Source organism: Oscillatoria sp. FACHB-1407, from assembly GCF_014697545.1.
Lineage (GTDB): Bacteria > Cyanobacteriota > Cyanobacteriia > Elainellales > Elainellaceae > FACHB-1407.
This window is the reverse complement of sequence record NZ_JACJSA010000003.1, coordinates 362,383-378,814: the sequence shown is the minus strand read 5'-3', so window position 1 is coordinate 378,814 and position 16,432 is coordinate 362,383. Positions and strand designations below refer to the sequence as shown.

Sequence of the window (16,432 nt, the reverse complement as noted above, 5' to 3'; positions counted from 1 at the left end):
TCCCTCTTAGATTTTGAGATGAGGGACAGGCTGCTCTGGCTTAGCTCCATTTCAACAGATTACAGCCAGAAATCAGCCCATCCCATAGGCTTTACTCATGAGCCCTGAAGTCGTCCAAGGGCAAGCCACAGGGCGAGAAGTCAGACTAAAGACCCATGGTTTTGGTTACGCCTTGTAATGACTTACGAGCCTCATTCAATGCCTGGGCGATCGGTTGGTGAGCACTCAAAAATACGCGGGCACAATTGCGTCCTGGCATTCCAGAAATGGAGCCACCGGGATGAGTGCCCGCTCCAGTCAGGTATAGCCCTTGAATGGGGGTTTTGTAGTTGGCGATTTCGGGCAATGGACGGAAAAACACCATTTGCTCCAGAGTCATGTCGAGATGGTAGTAGTTGCCCTTGAACGAACCAAGACGAGCACCCAACTCGGCTGGACTCTCGACTTGTCGGGCAATCAGGGCTGTTTTCAGATTAGGAGCGTATTCAGCTAGTTTATCGAGGACTCGATCTGCCACTTTGTGCTTCAACTCATCTGTCCAACCTGTCCCTGCAAAGCCCGTGCCCTCAGCACCTTCAACTTGATATGGGGCAAAGAACTCGATCCACAGGGTGTGTTTGCCATCGGGTGCCATCGACGGATCAAGCATCGTTGGCATGACCACATACATCGATGGGTCTGAGTCGGGAATTCTGCCAATGGATGGTTCGTGGTGGGCGATCTCAACCTGCTTAACCGAGTCAGCAATTAACACCGAGCCGATTAAATACTCGTCTTGATGGTTGTAGTGCTCAAAGCGCAATGGCTCTGATAGAGCGCAGTCAATTTTGAGGATGGTTTCATTGTTGTTGACTAACCGACGGTCGAGGCGATCGCGCAAGTCAGGATCAGCAGCATGAATATCCCGTTCATCGATCATCTGCAAGAACAACCGTTGCGCATCAATGTTAGAAATCACGCCTAATTTGGATCGATATTCCTGACCTCCAGCAACTCTCACCCCAACGGCTCGCCCATCATCCACTAATACTTTCTCAACAGACTGGTCTGTTAAAATCACACCTCTGTGGGTTGTGACCAGCTTCACCAGCGCGGCAACGAGGGCACCTGTGCCACCTTTGGGTCTTGCCATACCAGGATGATGACGCATCGCCATCATCATTGCCCCGATCGCCAGGTTCTTTTGCGACGGAGGAGCACCCAACTCTGAGGCTAGACGCGCTAAGGGAGCTTTCACCACTTCAGAATCAAACCACTCGTTTAACATATCCTCCGCACTGGTCAGCATCGTGCGAAACAGATCCAGGGCTTTATCAGGCGATCCCAAAATGGAAAACAAGTCCTTCAGTTTCTTGATATTGTAATTGCCTGCAATATCTATAACTGACTTAGGTGGAGCATTAAATATAGGAACGATCGCGTTGATCAAGCGTTGCCAATAGTCGATAAACTCAGCATATTTCTGAGCATCTCTGGGACTATAAGTCGCAATTCCAGCGCATGTTTTTTCAACTGATCGATGCCCCAAAAAGTACTTGCCATCGGGATGAGGACAAAATACAACGGGATCACAAAAGAGATATTCTAATCCGTATTTTGATAACTCTAATTCTTCTACAACGGGACCAAGATGAATGAATTCATGGTCGATCGCACATCGATTGAATTTGAAACCAGGAGCATCCTCTGGCATCAGTTCTTCGGTCGTTGCAGCACCACCGGGGAGCGATCGCTTCTCCAACAGCAAAACACTGTAACCCGCTTTGAGCAGATAAGCAGCACAGGTCAGTCCATTATGACCTGCACCAATGACAATGACATCGTACTGATCCATAATTCTGACTGCGTTATGAGAAAGGATGTAAGGGCGTTTCGCGAAACGCCCTTACAGGTATTTGGTTTCCTGGAAATCTCCTAAGGGCGATGGATACTACCATCTCCAATGACAGCGATTTTATGGCGATAGACAAGTTCTCCTCCGTACCAGCCTGTCACACCCAACAAAATAGCCACTACCGCAGAGATGATGAGCCCTACTGGGACGACCGCACCTTGTACATTATTCAAGCGAATCAGGAGGTTCACTACACTAAACCCCAATGCTGCCACGTTACCAATCATGTGTGCCCAACCTGCTTTACGCTCTCGCACACGAGGAATGCGGAGAAAATCCATCATGCCCGTGAGCGCGGCTACAACACCCGTAATTAAACCAGCAACGATCAACCAAAAAGAAGCTCGCGCCCAGAAGGAATCGCCTAATAACCAGTAGGCTGCATCCGTTGCCACGACACCTACTAAAAACGCGATAGGGAAGGTGACAATGACTGGATGTAATGGGTGCTTGGCGATCGCCACAGTGCTGGGAACTCCACTATCTCGAAACTCCCGCTCATCACTCTCAATCAAAGGCTCTACATTAGGTGTGGGTGTACGTGTCATGGTTTACTCCTTAAGTTGATGAAAACTCTTCGATATGGGCATCTCCACTGAGCGTCAATCGACCAACCTCAACCAACAACTGGTTGAGACAAAGCCGAGTTCCTTTCAATTCAAAATTGCGTAAATCGAGCAAATCCTGCGCTTGAGCTAACATTGCCTCGGTTAACTCAGGAGACAAGCCCTGTCCTTCGCTGTATTCAACGTCTTCCAACAACACGGTTTGGCGATCGCGGCTGAGCTTTGGAACCGCTGTAAATGCAACTTTATGAGTTTCTCCAGTCCCCTTTAAAGTAATTACAGCCTTAAAGACAACTTTTTGTTCACCGGGAAGTTTGAATTCAATAGATTGAGCATCCAGTTGAGCCGGTTGATCGTTTACTGTAACGTTCAATCCCCGTAGTTTTTGAAGAATGTAATCAGAATTAAAAGCACGGTTAATATCACTTTCAGTCAGCACAACCGATGCTGTAGCTTGAGTTGGACGGGTTAACTCGATCGTTCCAAACAGAGCACTCATGGGGTTGATGGCGATCGCATCTGCCTCCAGAACCATCTCTTCCATGCGCAGGTCTTTTTGCATGACAAGACCTTTTCCCTCAATGGATACAGATTCTACTTCTCCCTGAACAACTTGCAATGGATTTGTTTTGATTTCAACGTTGATATCTTCTACTTGATCAAGTTGATTTTTAATGCCAATTTCGGCGACTTTGCTGAGGGCTTGTTCTCCCAGGTCGCCACCATTTTGAGCCACGTAAACGGTCTCCTAACTGTTATCTGCTTCCTTTGAGTAATCTAGTTGATTCAGCTAGAGACTGTATCTACATCTTGATAGAGAAATTAGGGATCAACTCGATGCAAAAATGACGAACAATAATGTACTTTTCGCTAAACAAAATACTTGTAGGGGCGTTTTGCGAAACGCCCCTAACGAAAATCAATTAGTAAACTCTTTTACCGAATCAATTTTTGAATCCTCACAAGGCTCTTGTGCAATATGAAATTTGTTGGCAGAGAGAGGGACAGCAGAGGAATAGACACGCAAACTTTTGATAGATGCAGCACCTTGTTAACCACTTTATGGAAGCGACCGAATCTCCACGACAACAGAAGCCGCTGGGAACTGCTGGCTAAATGCGTCTAATAACGCTAGCTCAGCCCGACGGCATAACCTTTCGAGTTTTTGGATTTCTCCATCAGAGAAATTGAATTCTGCCAAATTGATAGCGGCATTGATACTAACTGGTTCTGACTCTTCAGTCAGCGATATAACAAAGAAGAATTCCTCTACCAGTGCCAAGTTCCGTGAACGAGTCATAAAGGCTACGTTAAATATGGGACAGCAAGAAATTGTTCAACTGTTGTTTTGTTGAGTTGTCATACTAGAATTTTCCAGAGAGAGAAGGCTCACTCTAGCTCAAACAAAATGCCACTAAGCACAGGTAAATCACTTCACAAAAGGATTGGACGTGCGCTTAGGAAATTGAGGGTGTATTGATTAATTTTTGATTTTTAAGTCGATTGTTATGGTTAATATTCGTGTGAATTTTCACAATTCATGATCACATACTAGTTATCACTCTGTCATGGAATATACCTCTAAAGAGGTAGATCCTGACTCTGATTTAATTTTGTTTTAATAGGATTTATTGACTCTTAGCAGTACAATGGAATTCCATTTTCTTTACTCAATAGATTGCTCGGCTGCCTCAGGCGTTTTCACTAGAACTGTAATCATTGTTACTAGATCAAACGGATTAATGGGTTTGGCAAAGTACTGTTGAAAACCGACTGCAAATGCGGCTCGCTGATCTTCATCACGCGCAAAAGCCGTCAGGGCGATCGCCGGGATTTGTTGTCGTCCTTGCTCCACTTCGTAAGCTCGAATGCGCCGCATCAGCGAGTAGCCATCCTCATCGGGCATACTAATATCGCTAATTAGGAGATCAGGCGAGTTTTGGGCGATCGCTGCGAACCCTGCCTGAGCAGACATAACTGCCATTACCTCTGCTTGACATTGCTCTAACACAAATGTGATGAGTTCACGAGTATCCGCATCGTCATCTACCAGGAGTATGCGTATACCACTTAAGTCAGGGAAATCATTGATCATGGATGATACGTAAACGGGGAAATAGGAATGCTCGAAGATTGTATGCCAGCAACTTTTTGTAGTGCTATAGCCGTAGCCACATTCGATAGGGCAAAGGCGAGTTAGAACGTTTCCCCAGCATCAGGGGTTGAACTACTCACTTTGTCCTAAGCTTCCGACCAAAGCTATATTTTTAGGATTGTTGCTAATGCAGGAACAATAGCCAACCCCAACCTTGCTGTGATCAGGCTGTGATACTACCAATATGATGAGGGACAAAATAGACAATACCGATATCTTGAGCAATGGCTGAACGTCGTTCTGAAGCGTTGGGCTTAGGAGGCAAAGCAACTATATTTTGCGTTTGGCTTCTAACCGTCTCAATGAAATCAATCCACAGCGGATTTGCCCAAGATGAACCTCATTATATCCTTTGGTTAAGATCAATAAGGTGTTGACAGCCAATGTCAAGTGTTCAGTTCTGGGTTGAAAGAAATGAGCAGTGATTGCGAGGAGCGGTTGTCGTTACAACGCAATCTCCATGCATCTTACGAACAGCTTGGGAAATATCGAGAATCGTGTCAGTCAGCCCGCTTTAAACATAGAAATCATGTTTAGCGTTGCGATCGCCTATTGTGTAATTGGTTAAGTTGACCAGTCTGTCATTTTCGCGACCCGTCTCCACTTTTAGTGAAGGAGTGTCTACGATTGATGACTGTCATAATCTGCTATTACCCAATTTGCATTTCGCGCCTCCTGTCATAAATGTATATTATTGATTGTCTGTACAGTAACGGCACAATCATATCGGAAGTTGCACCTAATTTTTTGTAAAAGTTGCAAATGTTCTTCATCTTCTGCAACAGACAATTATCTTTTGTGAGGAGTATTGGGAGTACTCCAGGTCTTACACCCCTTGCAGCGATCGCCCTGAATTAATTGCAGACTGTTGACTCAAATCTCTTGAAACTAACTAAAATCCGTTGCAGTAGATTTTAATTGTTAGCCTGCAATTCATTTGAGGGTAAGTAGCCGGAAACGGTACAGGGCGGAAAGAACCACCCACATTGGACACAAAACCTGGTTTACGGTATTCAGGGCAAATGACTGCCGTGATATACGAAAGCAGATCTTACTGTATTTATAGAGTGATTTTCTATAAACAAAAATACATTGCTGTAGCTCAGCAGCGCAAACTCTATTCTCACCTATCTGGAGGTAATTGTGGGAGTATCGCGTACATCTTTAAATCTTTAATTCACTTTTGTTACTGGAATGGCAGATAGTGATGTGAAAAAAAATTATGTATTTAGAGTGAATGCCAGTAACACCTGACAAGGGAGGATACAAGCAGGAGTTTTTGTGAGGGGCAATGTTCAGCGATCGCCTGATTAACAAACCCCAAATGCACTATCAGTTTGGGTGGTTTGACTGGTTTTGTTTGTGGTATCCACCGGGATGGTTAATCTTGTTTAACCGTCACTGGCAACACTATCATGCAGACCCTGATGGTTGGAACATGGTGGAATACCTGCTGTTTTTGCTACCAGGAGGATTTTATTTAGCTCTGTTGTTGCGCTGGTTGCGGCTTGGGTGCCGTGCTCCGCGTGAGACACCACAATCGATCGATCCCCACTATCAATTTGCCTTTCAGCAAGAAATTCTTACCCCCATTGTGCATCGCCATTTTCGAGCCGAGTTGCATCACCTGGAAAACTTACCCGAAACAGGTCGGCTCATCATCGCGATGAACCATGCTGGTATGTGCTTTCCCTGGGATTTGGTGAGCCTGGGAGTGCTGTTAACTGAAGCACGAGGCTGGTTTCCACAGCCACTTGCACACGAGATCTTTTTTGATCATCCCTGGCTGCGCTGGTGGTTACCCGTAGGCTGGTCGGAGGCATTAGGCAGCGTGAGAGCAGAGCCGGAGAGTTTTGAAGCTGCTCTGCAATCACAGGCTGAGAATGCAGTTGTGTTATACGCCCCAGAAGGTTGGCGAGGTCTAGCAAAAGGATGGCGCAATCGGTATCAACTGGCGACGTTTGATCCGAGTTTTGTGCAGTTGAGCGATCGCTACCAGATTCCTATCCTGCCAGTCGTTTGCATGGGCAGTGAAAACCTGCACCCCTGGACTGTGAATATCAAACGCATGGCTCGATGGTTGGGGTTGCCAATGTTCCCATTGTCGCTGTTGGTGGTGGTGTTTATCCTCTTTCCCTCTATGGGAGTGTGGGCAAACCGCACCCATCTGCGTTATTTTATCCAACCCTTAGAAACGCCATTCCGCGATCGCGACTGGCAACCCAATCGCACAACCGCCTATCGTAAAGCTCAGGCATTGCGATCGCACCTACAAACGCTGATCGATCAACTCAGATCGGTAGTGTGTAACGCTGCTCAATCTCTGCCTTGATCAGGGCGCGGCTCTTTTCAGGCGAAACATCAGACAACCCTTCGATGTATTCCGCCTCAGCCGCCAAACCTTCATCCTTAATCGCCACCCGGAACCAGTTGGAATAGTCACCCTGCTGTAAGTGATAGAGCCAGGTTTCGTCGTCCACACCTTCGGCTAGCTGCATAAACAGCACCAGATTCTGGGCTCGCAGGTTCAGTTTGCCGTCCTTGCCTCGAAAATAAAAGCACTTGTCGTCGCCCAGTTCTCCCTCGGCATAGAGGCGACGGTGCCGATGGTGCTCGGTTTGGGGTGGCGCGACGCAAAAGTGAATGGGAGCCAGTTCCGTGTGGCGAAACCATGCCAATGCTTCCCCGGATTTTAGAGTCAGAGCAGGCATTTCGGGTGCAGGTTGGTTAATTGCTCCAGCAAAGGATTGAATGGTTTGGTCAGGAGTTTCCCCCAGCGCAACGATCGCTGTCAAAGAGGACAACGCTGCCGGAGAGACATGATCGGGATGTACGGTGATGAAGATCATCCGGTCTAGCTCTTGGGGTAGTGCCAGTCCGGTCTGTTGCCAGGAGGTCGGCATCAGGTGATGTGCCTCATCGACGATCAACCAGTGGGGACGTCCGGTTTTGACTCGCAACTCTTGCAGTTGCGGCAACAGTTTCGTAAAAAAGGCAGGACGCTGGTCAAGAGCTAACCTTAACAGGTTAACAACGACATTTTGCCCCGATTGATGCAGGAGGGATAGCAGTTCTTTCTCGTTGGGCACCTGACGCGCATCGCCCACCATTACTGCTCCACTCAAGTTTTCATAATCGCCTTCGGGATCAATAATGCAAAACTGATAGCCCTGCTCTGACAACCGTTCCAAAATTTCAGTTGCCAGAGTCGATTTACCACTACCAGAAGTGCCTGCCAGCAAGATGCTCTCCCGATAAGGCTTCATATAGAGGGGAGTATTTTGCTCGATGGTTGTTCCTAACAAAATGTTGTGCCGCTCTAACTGGTCATCCAGTTCACTCAAATCGCAAGCAATCAGGCGATCGATCAGTTCTACAACCCCTGCTCCACGCGCACCTGTTGTCACCCAATCGGCTTTTTCTTTGAGGGTCGGCAGTGCATTAGCAACTGCCACCGAACATTCGCACCAATTGAGAAACGCATGATCGTTTTCTGCATCCCCTACCCCAACTGTATTGTGAGCAGATAACCCCAGTTCTTCTAATGCTGCTTGCAATCCTGTCGCTTTGTTCATGCCGGACGGCAAGACCATGACTGCCCCTTTGTTGAAGATCACCTGCAACTCCAATCCCAGGTCGCGGATCACCTCCATCACCGTTGTCTCATGGGGATGCCAGGTTGCGACAATGACGCGCCCTATCGCTAACGGATCGACCTGGCGATCGCGCAACGCTTGCACAAACGCCTCTGAGGGGCGATCGCCCAGGGGTCGTTCCTCACGGGTAGCGGGACGATATAACAACGCCCCATTCTCTAACACGGTCAAATCAAACAAATCGATGCGCGGAAAGGACTCCAGCAAATCTTCCAGGTGTCGCCCGGTCACTAAAATCAACTTTCGCCCGGATGCTTTTGCTCGCTCCAGTGCATCAATTGTTTGATCATCAACTCGTCCATCCGTTGCTAGAGTGCCATCGTAATCGAAGGCGATCGCCAAATATCGCATAGTGACAACAAAAAATAGTGACAACAAAAAATAGTGACAACAAAAAATAATGTTTATAGGGTTACGCATAAAGCCAGAAGCAGGGGATATCAGGACTGTACCCCCCGTTCCATCCTCAGTTTTGTGAATACTGCTATAACTTTTAAGCTTCTTCCGGAGACTCTAGAGATTTTTCGCTGACTCGTGGATTTAACGGCGAACTTTGCCGAAGCTCAGCGTCCGTCTCATCAACGACATCACCAGCTTCTGGGTGAACGTTTTGTTCCTCTAAGTTGTTGGGATCGGTCGGGGGGGTGGGGTTAGATTGGGTGGTGCGATCGCCGCTCATGGTGTTCTCCTTTAACTGATACAAAAGAGGCTTTGTTGAACAAGGGGCTTAAGCCCCTTGCCTGGTCACACAGATAGGACAGCTTATAGCTATACGTTGAAACAGCTATTCAAGCTGATGGATTAATACCGAAACACCGCTGCAACCAGTGCGGAGTCAGGGACTTTCTCCGGCTCAACTGCATATACGGTGCCGCCATTTAGCAGGGTTTGTAGTGCGGCTGCATTGAGCAAATCCTCATCCCCAGGTTCCGCAGTTTCATGCATGTGCAACTCGTTGCTATCGGGATCAAAGTTGCCCCATCGCTGTCTGCCCACCGCCACAAATAGCTGTTCAACTCGTCCGTAATAGGCTCCAGACACAGCTTCCTTTAAGTCAGTGGATGTTTTTCCAGTTGCCGACAGATTTTGATAATACTCAATTGCCACCTGTTCCTGTTGCATCAGACAGGGTTCAACGATCGCCCATGCCTGATCGTGCAACTCTTCAGGACTAACAACTTTGGGGCTTTCAGTCACCCCTTCCTCCAGCAAATGCTGATAGGTGTTTGCTTCACGATAGATGGGCAGTAAGTATTCAACCCCAACTAACACCAACGGAGCACGCTTGTCTTTCAGGAAGGGATGCAGTGCAGCATCGATTTGATGGAAGAATTGCAGAATGTCGCGGTTGTGGTAGTCGCGATCGGGTGCGCCCTGCCCATGATAGCTGCCAGACCGTTGGAACGGATTGTTCGTCCCACCTTTGGAGGTGTTGATGCGAAACTGTCCTTCCTGGGCAGTCTCGTCGTATTGCAGTGTTTCGTCAATATTTTGAGGTAAGTTTTCAATTTCAACTTGCTTAATGCTGTAACGACTGCCCTCAAAGAATCGCACCTGCTTCTGACTCAATGCCAGAATATAAAACTCACCGTCTCGATTGAGGAGTGGAATCAGTGGTTTTAGATGGAAGCGATCGCTCACGACAACGAGTTCTTCAAATCGCATTGGTAGTTTGTAATAACGGAACCAACCCTCTGCAATAAATACCGCTAATCCCTCGTCCTGGTTCTCCCAAAAATCTGTCTGATCCAATGAGTGAGCAGGTTCCAACAACGCTACAGCATCCGTGCGTCGCATATCATGGGCTTGCAGTTGATCTTCCGCTTGTTTGATCAAATCCTTAAATCGAATTGGATTTTGCTGCACTTCAGACCCAGCCCGATGCATCGGCATGAATATCGAAACGCAAAGCCCTTGAGGTTGAAGTAACTCTTTAAGCTCATCAATTGACAGCATAGTGTATTCACTCCGAACAAATACTAATTGAGTTCAAGATCTGTAGAAATGCAATCAGATCTTGTCTTCAAACCTCAAATGCAAAATCTCAAGCCCAAAAATCTCTGCAACATGATTCTCGACTCACAGCAAAATTGCTATTCTTGCACTGCCCTTGCATTACTTGAGGTTAAAAGTTTCTACTCCTTTAAATATGGGAGGCGATCGCCAATGAATGCTCTATCAAGCGAAAGACTTTAACTCACTTCAAACTAAAGAGGGACAAGGAAATCCTTTATCAAAACTCTGTTTAGAACTTTAGTCTGTCTCTGGTTCTGCCCGTTGATGGAGGGGTAATCTACTATTTTATTTCTACGATCGTCTTAGTAATTTACTGAGATGGGGAGAACAATAATGGCATCATTAGAACCCCTTTACGGAACTGATTTAATCGATTGTGCAAAAGCCAATTCCAATCAGGGTATTGAGGCAGCAGCCGAACGATGTGGGTATGGCAATGACATTGCCACATTTGAAAGAGAACTCAAAAAAGCCGGAGAACACATTGGAGTCACAATTAACAGCTTTGGCGATTTGGGAACTCCAACTCCATTTGACAGAACACAACTGGGCATTGAAGTTGCTCCCGAAACACCTGCGGAATTGTAGCCAGTAGGATTGTTACGCCGTATCCCTACGAGTTCAACACAAGTTCAACATCATCTCTAATCTAAGGAGTGTGGGTTGAATAAATCCGCGCATTGCTGAATGCAGGTATGACTCTTGAAAACGCAACACGACTGTAGGGACGTTTCGCGAAACGTCCCTACGAAATTCATGCATTAGATCGGCAACGCCATAAATCTGCAACATAAATCCGCAAACTGTATGGCGGGTTTAGCAAACCCATCTGCGCCCTGCAATGGAGGGGATTTCAGACCCTTACTTGAGTTCCCCCTTTGTTAGGCTACCGTGTACACACAAGTCCTCTCAGCCCTCTAAATTCCCCAATTCTGGGGAACTTTGAGTTCTCCCAAACCTCTTGTCACTACTAAAGGCACCCGAACTTGGAACCGATGCGAAGCGCGCCTTTGGGTTAACTCAAACACCTTCTGCTAGGGGGTTTGGGGAAACTCCCCCAATGCCTGGTTCTCCAATTATGGAAAAGACCAGAGATCTGTATACGCCGTAGCTTGTTAGGGGAGATCAAGCGACAGCAGATGGTTTAGAGCTTCAGATTGACTTTAGTAAGTAGCTCTAAGGCTCTTCATCGGGCTTATTAGATGAAGGCAGAGTTGAGGCATTAGGGTCAGACGTGCTGGGAACATGCTCTTGAGCCGTACTTGTTGCCACACTTCCAGAAGAATTGGAGCTTTTTCCTTCATTAGCGTCGCGTGCTCTTTCAAGCATTGCTCCAGGATTATGCGTTGCTTCTAACGCCTGTTCACCGGGCGTTTTTTCATTGGGTTCTGACATGATTAATTTCTCTACTTCAAGCGTTTGGATTCAACAAATCAATTGATTCTGCCTGTACGCTAACTAACTTCATAGCATTGCCAAATCCTCAAATGGTCAGATTTGGGTTCAGACAGGTTGTAGTTCTGTCGTGTGGGATGGAAAGCCTAGTGTTAACCAATCCTCGCGTAGCTTGGCGATCGCCCGTTCTTTTTGTTTTGCCTCAATCTCAATCCACGGCACATAGCGGTAGGAACTGGGCATCAGCGTAATGTAATCGCTGTGTTTCGGATCGGTGAAGGATTCGCATCCGTTAGAAATGTGGACTAACTGCCAGTCTGGGTTCTGCCATGTTGTTTTAGCAACCTCCAGCATCTCTGCCACACTGGGGTCTTCATAGGTTTCCAGGTGCTGATTGATGGCGTGGTGGTGTGCATCAAACACCATTGGAATACCTGCTGCCTGACAGACTTCTGCAATTTGGTTAGCTCCATAGGCATACTCGTCATTCTCCAGAGTGAGCCGCAGACGAATCGTGTCGGGCAAATCTCGAATAACGCTGACCAAGCGTTCAGCGCGATCGCCCTTCCCCCCATGGATGTTCATCAGTGCCCAGGGCGATTGTGGTTGTCCCAACAGGTCAAACGTCCGCGCATGGGCAGTTAGAATCTTGATACTGTTTTCAATCACATCGGGGCGATCGGAGTTGAGCACCACAAACTGGTCGGGATGCAACACCAGACGAATACCAGAGGCGATCGCATGTGCCCCCACAATCGCCAGTCCTTCAGAAAATTCCGTTAAAACATCTGCACCGATTGGATCATCGGCAAAGGGAAACAGTCCAGAGATCAGGCGGTACAGGTGAACCCCCTCACGCTCACAAAAGGTAATTGCTGCATCCAATCGCTTCATATTTTGAGCATACAAATCTCGCAGTGCATCTGTCTGCTCGTTCGGCGCAAGCTGCAATAGGCGTTTGCGCGTCATCGTCTTAAACCGAACTTGATCGGATGCCGTAATGCAAACCAATCCTAATTCTGGTTGTTTGAAGTGAGATTCATTCATGAGTTCAAAAGCTGTACTGACGTTAGATGTTGTAAAAAAGCGATTTAACCGGAACAGGACTTAAGAATCTTAGGATTGTGAATTTAATAAATCCGCAAACTGTACGGGCGGGTTTAGCAGATCCACCTGTGCCCTGTTATAGATTTGACAGCAAAACCCGCCCCTACCAAATATCGAACTTATTTAATTTCCATTCCTTAGTACAACTCGTCGTAAATAAGGGTAGGAATTTGGGGTGCAGGGGTGGAACCCCTGGCTGGGGCGCAGCCCCCACACCCCCCTGGTTTTATTTCCAAACCCTATCTATGAATAGCAGTACTTAGCGGTTAAAACCGCCGTTACAAGAGCAAAACCAACCCGCATCGGTTCGGCAAACCTCTGCGCCCCGTCCTAACCAACCCCTCGGTTGCTATATAGAAAACTTGACCCCTAGCCGTCTGAAGACAGACGAAATTGATTCACTCATATTGTTAATTTTGAGTAGAAATTGAAGGGTTGTGTAAGTCGTCGATTGAGTTATGAAAGCAGTCAGTCAAACGTATTATCGTCGTAAAGAAATTCTGCGAGTGATCCTCGCGATCTCTATTATTATCGTTGGCATTACACACTTCCTCAAGCCACAGGAATATGCCAAAATTGTGCCACCGGAGTTGCCACATCCAGTCGGTTTAGTTTACATCAGCGGCTTCTTTGAAATCCTGGGTGGCATTGGGTTGCTCATTCCATTTGTTAGCGTTGCCGCTGCCTGGGGATTGATTGCGTTATTTATTGCCGTCTTTCCAGCTAACATCAATCAGGCACTCAACAGCATTCCAATCGAAGGCATTCCTCATCATCCAGTGTTGTATTGGTTGCGGTTGCCGTTTCAGGCAGTTTTTATCTCCTGGGCATGGTGGTACACTCGCAAACCCGAACAACAACCCGGAGCATCGGATGTGATCGCGGGAGTCGAGGCACAAATTAACCGATAGCCTCCAACTGGTGCATGAGTTTCTGGCAATCTTCCTTTAGGGGAATTCCAAGCTCAGTTGCCAATGTTAGTGCCTGCTCACCGTATTGTCGGGCGATCGCTGTCTCGCCAAGCGCAAGATGCAGTTCTGCAAGGTTCTTGAGGGCTTCAGCTTCATTTAAGCGATCGCCTGTCTCACGCACGATCGTTAACGCCGTTTGGTTCTCAGTCAACGCCTCCGCATACCGCTTCATTTTCAGATAGGTACCGCCCAGATTCACCCGTGCTGCCCCTTCACCGCCGCGATCGTCAAGGCTTTGCATGACCGTCAAGCATTGCTGGTGAAAGTCGATCGCCTGCTGATATTGTCCCAGGTGGTCGTACACAAGCCCCAAATTCCCGAAAGCTACGCCTTCACCCCGCCGATCACCAAGCTCCTGCGCGATCTGGAGAGATTGTCGATGGCAGTCGATCGCCTGCTCATACTGCTTCATGCTGTAGTAGGTGTTGCCCAAGCCTCCCAGAGCATTGCTCTGATACTGGCGATCGCCAATTTCACGCGCAATTGCCAAAAATTGCTGGTGACACTCCAGGGCCTGCTGATATTGCCCCAACTTATCGTATGCCCCTCCCAAATTGCCTAACACCGCACCTTCACCGGGGCGATCGCCAATTTCACGGGCAATCACCAAATATTGCTGATGACAGGCGATCGCCTGCTGATATTGCCCCAAATAGCTATACGCCATCCCCAACCCATGCAGCACATTTTCACCCTGGCGATTGCCTGTGTTTCGAGCAATTTTCAACAGGCTCGTGTATAGCAACACCTGTTCCCGGTAATAGCCCCACATGCCCAACTGCCAGCATAAATAGCTCTCGGTTGGAGTATTTAAGCGAGTCCAGGCGGTTTGTTGAGCCGTGTTCCAATCCTCAATCGTGCAGTAGTGATCAAAAGCTTCCAGATAACCGCGCACTGTCTCTAACGTGGGGGCATCGGGGGCAGGGGTATAGGCAGTAAGCCACAAATGGGCAGCTTGGCGTTCCGCCGATTGCCAGGTTGGGAGATCGGCTTTCAGGAGAGTGCGAGCAATCTCGCGAATCAGGTTGTGCTGTTGAATCCGCAGTTCCCCATTGTAGAAATCAATCTCTTCTACCAGGTTGCGCGACTTGAGGACTGTCAGCGCGGCGTCCCGCTCAGAATCGGCAGTGTTCGACAGCAGAGCCAAATAAAAGCGTTCGGGCACAGGTCGCCGAAAAACTGAAGCCCGTTGCAACATTTGGCGCGGCAAATCGGGAAGCTGTTCCAAAATTTGTCTGACCCAATGGCGTGCTCGTTCTTCCTGACTGCGAGCGAGTTTGAGGGTAGTCTGAGTCTGCCGCTGGTGGTAGTAATCGCGCCAATAGGTTTCGACACTGCCATTAAAGGGACGCTTTTGAATATCACCTGCAATCATTTTGAGGATCAGGGGATGCCCATCAAAGTAGTCGGCGATCGCACAGAGGTAGTCTGTCTCTGCTGACGTTTTTGGAGTCACCCCATGACGACGAAACAAATCGATCCGTTGAGATTTCTCCAGACCATGCAGGGGGTACTCATACCAGAGGTTATCGAGGCGAAAAGCGCGATCGCTCCAATCCATCGGCAGACTCTGAGAGGTGAGCACCAGACGAGAACCAGGGGCAACTGGCGAGGGGTCAAGGGTCAAGAATTGCTCAAAAAAGTCTAACCAGGTGGGATCCGTAAAATGCGATTCACCCCGGTCATTTTGACACAACAACGCCTCCAGCGAGTCGAGTTGTAGCCAGCAGGGTTGACGCTCCAGGGTTTGCAACAGGTGAGGCAGGAGTTGTTCGTCAGGTCGTTGTTGCGCTGTGTCGTCATCCAGTTTTGCCAAAATGGCGAGTGCGCCACTCGTGAAATCAGTCGAGGATATGCCGCGATCGAGAATCACCTGGACGTATCGCATGGGGGGTTGCACAAACCGATCTGCCAATCGTTCAGCAAGGGCAGTTTTGCCAATGCCTGTCATGCCGTGAATGAGCAACAACCGACAATCGTCTTGCAGAACTCCGGAGAGGTGCTCGGTTTCCTCATCACGTCCGGTAAAGGTCTGCGAGTCGTAGGTGGAGAAGGAGATGGAAATAGAGGGGTGGAAGGGCTGAGCAGTCGCGGAGGAGGCAACGACCGGAGTGGAGGAGGGATGGGGCACCGGGGAAGCAGTGGTTGAGTTAGAGATTGCGCCTATTAACGGTTGAGGATGAAGCGACTCTACTGCCCGACGAATACCCTGCACAACGTTGAGAAAAGCGGCATCCCGATCATTCCATTGGGTAATGGGGAGGGCATCTTTGGGTAAAACCTGGAGTGCGCTAAAAGGGGCATTCTCCCAATCACAGGGCTTGACAATAATGGGGATCACACGAGCCGTTCCCTCTTGATGGCGTTGGATAGCTCGTTGCATCTCCAGGTTGTAGCAATAATCGGACGCCATAAACTGGGGCGTGATCAACAGCAAAATAATCTCAGCCGCTTCGAGTTGCTGTTTGATCTCGGCATCCCATTCCGTCCCCGCTTCAATGTCGCGGTCTTGCCATGCGCGAATCTTACCCTGACGCTTTAAGTTTGCCAGGTGAATCACCAATTCATCCTTAAATGTCTCATCCCTGTGCGAGTAGGACACAAAGACATTTAAGGGAGGCAGATGAGGGGATGGACTGGTCATGGAGCCGAAGAAAAATGCTTTTCTAAAG

Annotated in this window: 14 protein-coding genes; 3 read left to right on the top strand and 11 right to left on the bottom strand. The window is 48.1% G+C overall.

All coding sequences use genetic code 11. From position 1 onward, the window contains the following. Positions 1 to 145 precede the first annotated feature (145 nt). The 5 genes from crtO to H6G89_RS07575 all read right to left on the bottom strand — a co-directional run bounded on the left by crtO (position 146) and on the right by H6G89_RS07575 (position 4,555). Positions 146 to 1,834: a beta-carotene ketolase CrtO gene (gene crtO / locus H6G89_RS07595; RefSeq protein ID WP_190504700.1), complete on the bottom strand. Its 1,689-nt coding sequence runs from the start codon at positions 1,832 to 1,834 to the stop codon at positions 146 to 148. An 80-nt stretch (positions 1,835 to 1,914) separates the two neighbouring features. Next, positions 1,915 to 2,442: a DUF2231 domain-containing protein gene (locus tag H6G89_RS07590; protein ID WP_190504699.1), complete on the bottom strand. Its 528-nt coding sequence runs from the start codon at positions 2,440 to 2,442 to the stop codon at positions 1,915 to 1,917. A 10-nt stretch (positions 2,443 to 2,452) separates the two neighbouring features. Then, entirely contained in the window at positions 2,453 to 3,196 is a 744-nt protein-coding gene (locus H6G89_RS07585) for an LmeA family phospholipid-binding protein (protein WP_190504698.1), read from the bottom strand. Positions 3,197 to 3,520: 324 nt separating this feature from the next. Next, positions 3,521 to 3,760, bottom strand: coding sequence for a hypothetical protein (locus H6G89_RS07580; protein WP_190504697.1), 240 nt, complete (start codon positions 3,758 to 3,760; stop codon positions 3,521 to 3,523). A 366-nt stretch (positions 3,761 to 4,126) separates the two neighbouring features. Beyond that, on the bottom strand, positions 4,127 to 4,555 hold the full coding sequence (locus H6G89_RS07575; protein ID WP_190504696.1) for a response regulator: 429 nt from the start codon (positions 4,553 to 4,555) through the stop codon (positions 4,127 to 4,129). A gap of 1,351 nt (positions 4,556 to 5,906) precedes the next feature. Between H6G89_RS07575 and H6G89_RS07570 the strand changes: the two genes are divergently transcribed. Continuing rightward, positions 5,907 to 6,947 carry a 1-acyl-sn-glycerol-3-phosphate acyltransferase gene (locus H6G89_RS07570; protein WP_242059853.1) on the top strand — a complete coding sequence of 347 codons (1,041 nt, stop codon included), beginning with the start codon at positions 5,907 to 5,909 and terminating at the stop codon, positions 6,945 to 6,947. Here the strand turns inward: H6G89_RS07570 and H6G89_RS07565 are convergent. The 3 genes from H6G89_RS07565 to H6G89_RS07555 form a co-directional block, all read right to left on the bottom strand. Then, the gene (locus H6G89_RS07565; protein WP_190504695.1) at positions 6,907 to 8,622 is read right to left on the bottom strand and encodes an HAD family hydrolase; all 1,716 of its coding nucleotides are present in this window, start codon (positions 8,620 to 8,622) and stop codon (positions 6,907 to 6,909) included. The two genes, H6G89_RS07570 and H6G89_RS07565, sit on opposite strands and share 41 nt — an antisense overlap. 142 nt (positions 8,623 to 8,764) lie before the next feature. Continuing rightward, positions 8,765 to 8,950 (bottom strand): hypothetical protein, encoded by a 186-nt coding sequence (locus H6G89_RS07560; protein ID WP_190504694.1) that lies wholly within the window; start codon positions 8,948 to 8,950, stop codon positions 8,765 to 8,767. Between the two features lie 122 nt (positions 8,951 to 9,072). Further along, entirely contained in the window at positions 9,073 to 10,227 is a 1,155-nt protein-coding gene (locus H6G89_RS07555) for a baeRF7 domain-containing protein (RefSeq protein WP_190504693.1), read from the bottom strand. A 393-nt stretch (positions 10,228 to 10,620) separates the two neighbouring features. Between H6G89_RS07555 and H6G89_RS07550 the strand changes: the two genes are divergently transcribed. Beyond that, a complete protein-coding gene (locus H6G89_RS07550) occupies positions 10,621 to 10,875 on the top strand; it encodes a hypothetical protein (protein WP_190504692.1) in 255 nt (84 codons plus the stop codon). A gap of 588 nt (positions 10,876 to 11,463) precedes the next feature. Here the strand turns inward: H6G89_RS07550 and H6G89_RS07545 are convergent. Both H6G89_RS07545 and uvsE read right to left on the bottom strand, forming a co-directional pair. Then, the gene (locus tag H6G89_RS07545; protein ID WP_190504691.1) at positions 11,464 to 11,682 is read right to left on the bottom strand and encodes a hypothetical protein; all 219 of its coding nucleotides are present in this window, start codon (positions 11,680 to 11,682) and stop codon (positions 11,464 to 11,466) included. 108 nt (positions 11,683 to 11,790) lie between these two features. Beyond that, positions 11,791 to 12,729 carry a UV DNA damage repair endonuclease UvsE gene (uvsE, locus tag H6G89_RS07540; RefSeq protein ID WP_190504690.1) on the bottom strand — a complete coding sequence of 313 codons (939 nt, stop codon included), beginning with the start codon at positions 12,727 to 12,729 and terminating at the stop codon, positions 11,791 to 11,793. 518 nt (positions 12,730 to 13,247) lie between these two features. On the opposite strand from uvsE, the gene H6G89_RS07535 reads away from it, so the two are divergent. Further along, positions 13,248 to 13,700, top strand: a complete 453-nt coding sequence (locus tag H6G89_RS07535) for a DoxX family protein (protein ID WP_190504689.1) — start codon at positions 13,248 to 13,250, stop codon at positions 13,698 to 13,700. Here the strand turns inward: H6G89_RS07535 and H6G89_RS07530 are convergent. Then, the gene (locus tag H6G89_RS07530) at positions 13,690 to 16,404 is read right to left on the bottom strand and encodes a tetratricopeptide repeat protein (protein ID WP_190504688.1); all 2,715 of its coding nucleotides are present in this window, start codon (positions 16,402 to 16,404) and stop codon (positions 13,690 to 13,692) included. The two genes, H6G89_RS07535 and H6G89_RS07530, sit on opposite strands and share 11 nt — an antisense overlap. Between the last annotated feature and the right edge of the window lie 28 nt (positions 16,405 to 16,432).

What these genes read in the sequence shown, in the direction of transcription:
- crtO (WP_190504700.1), bottom strand. Translation starts at nt 1,834, where the DNA reads ATGGATCAGTACGATGTCATTGTCATTGGTGCAGGTCATAATGGACTG.
- H6G89_RS07590 (WP_190504699.1), bottom strand. Translation starts at nt 2,442, where the DNA reads ATGACACGTACACCCACACCTAATGTAGAGCCTTTGATTGAGAGTGAT.
- H6G89_RS07580 (WP_190504697.1), bottom strand. Translation starts at nt 3,760, where the DNA reads ATGACTCGTTCACGGAACTTGGCACTGGTAGAGGAATTCTTCTTTGTT.
- H6G89_RS07575 (WP_190504696.1), bottom strand. Translation starts at nt 4,555, where the DNA reads ATGATCAATGATTTCCCTGACTTAAGTGGTATACGCATACTCCTGGTA.
- H6G89_RS07570 (WP_242059853.1), top strand. Translation starts at nt 5,907, where the DNA reads ATGTTCAGCGATCGCCTGATTAACAAACCCCAAATGCACTATCAGTTT.
- H6G89_RS07565 (WP_190504695.1), bottom strand. Translation starts at nt 8,622, where the DNA reads ATGCGATATTTGGCGATCGCCTTCGATTACGATGGCACTCTAGCAACG.
- H6G89_RS07560 (WP_190504694.1), bottom strand. Translation starts at nt 8,950, where the DNA reads ATGAGCGGCGATCGCACCACCCAATCTAACCCCACCCCCCCGACCGAT.
- H6G89_RS07555 (WP_190504693.1), bottom strand. Translation starts at nt 10,227, where the DNA reads ATGCTGTCAATTGATGAGCTTAAAGAGTTACTTCAACCTCAAGGGCTT.
- H6G89_RS07550 (WP_190504692.1), top strand. Translation starts at nt 10,621, where the DNA reads ATGGCATCATTAGAACCCCTTTACGGAACTGATTTAATCGATTGTGCA.
- H6G89_RS07545 (WP_190504691.1), bottom strand. Translation starts at nt 11,682, where the DNA reads ATGTCAGAACCCAATGAAAAAACGCCCGGTGAACAGGCGTTAGAAGCA.
- uvsE (WP_190504690.1), bottom strand. Translation starts at nt 12,729, where the DNA reads ATGAATGAATCTCACTTCAAACAACCAGAATTAGGATTGGTTTGCATT.
- H6G89_RS07535 (WP_190504689.1), top strand. Translation starts at nt 13,248, where the DNA reads ATGAAAGCAGTCAGTCAAACGTATTATCGTCGTAAAGAAATTCTGCGA.
- H6G89_RS07530 (WP_190504688.1), bottom strand. Translation starts at nt 16,404, where the DNA reads ATGACCAGTCCATCCCCTCATCTGCCTCCCTTAAATGTCTTTGTGTCC.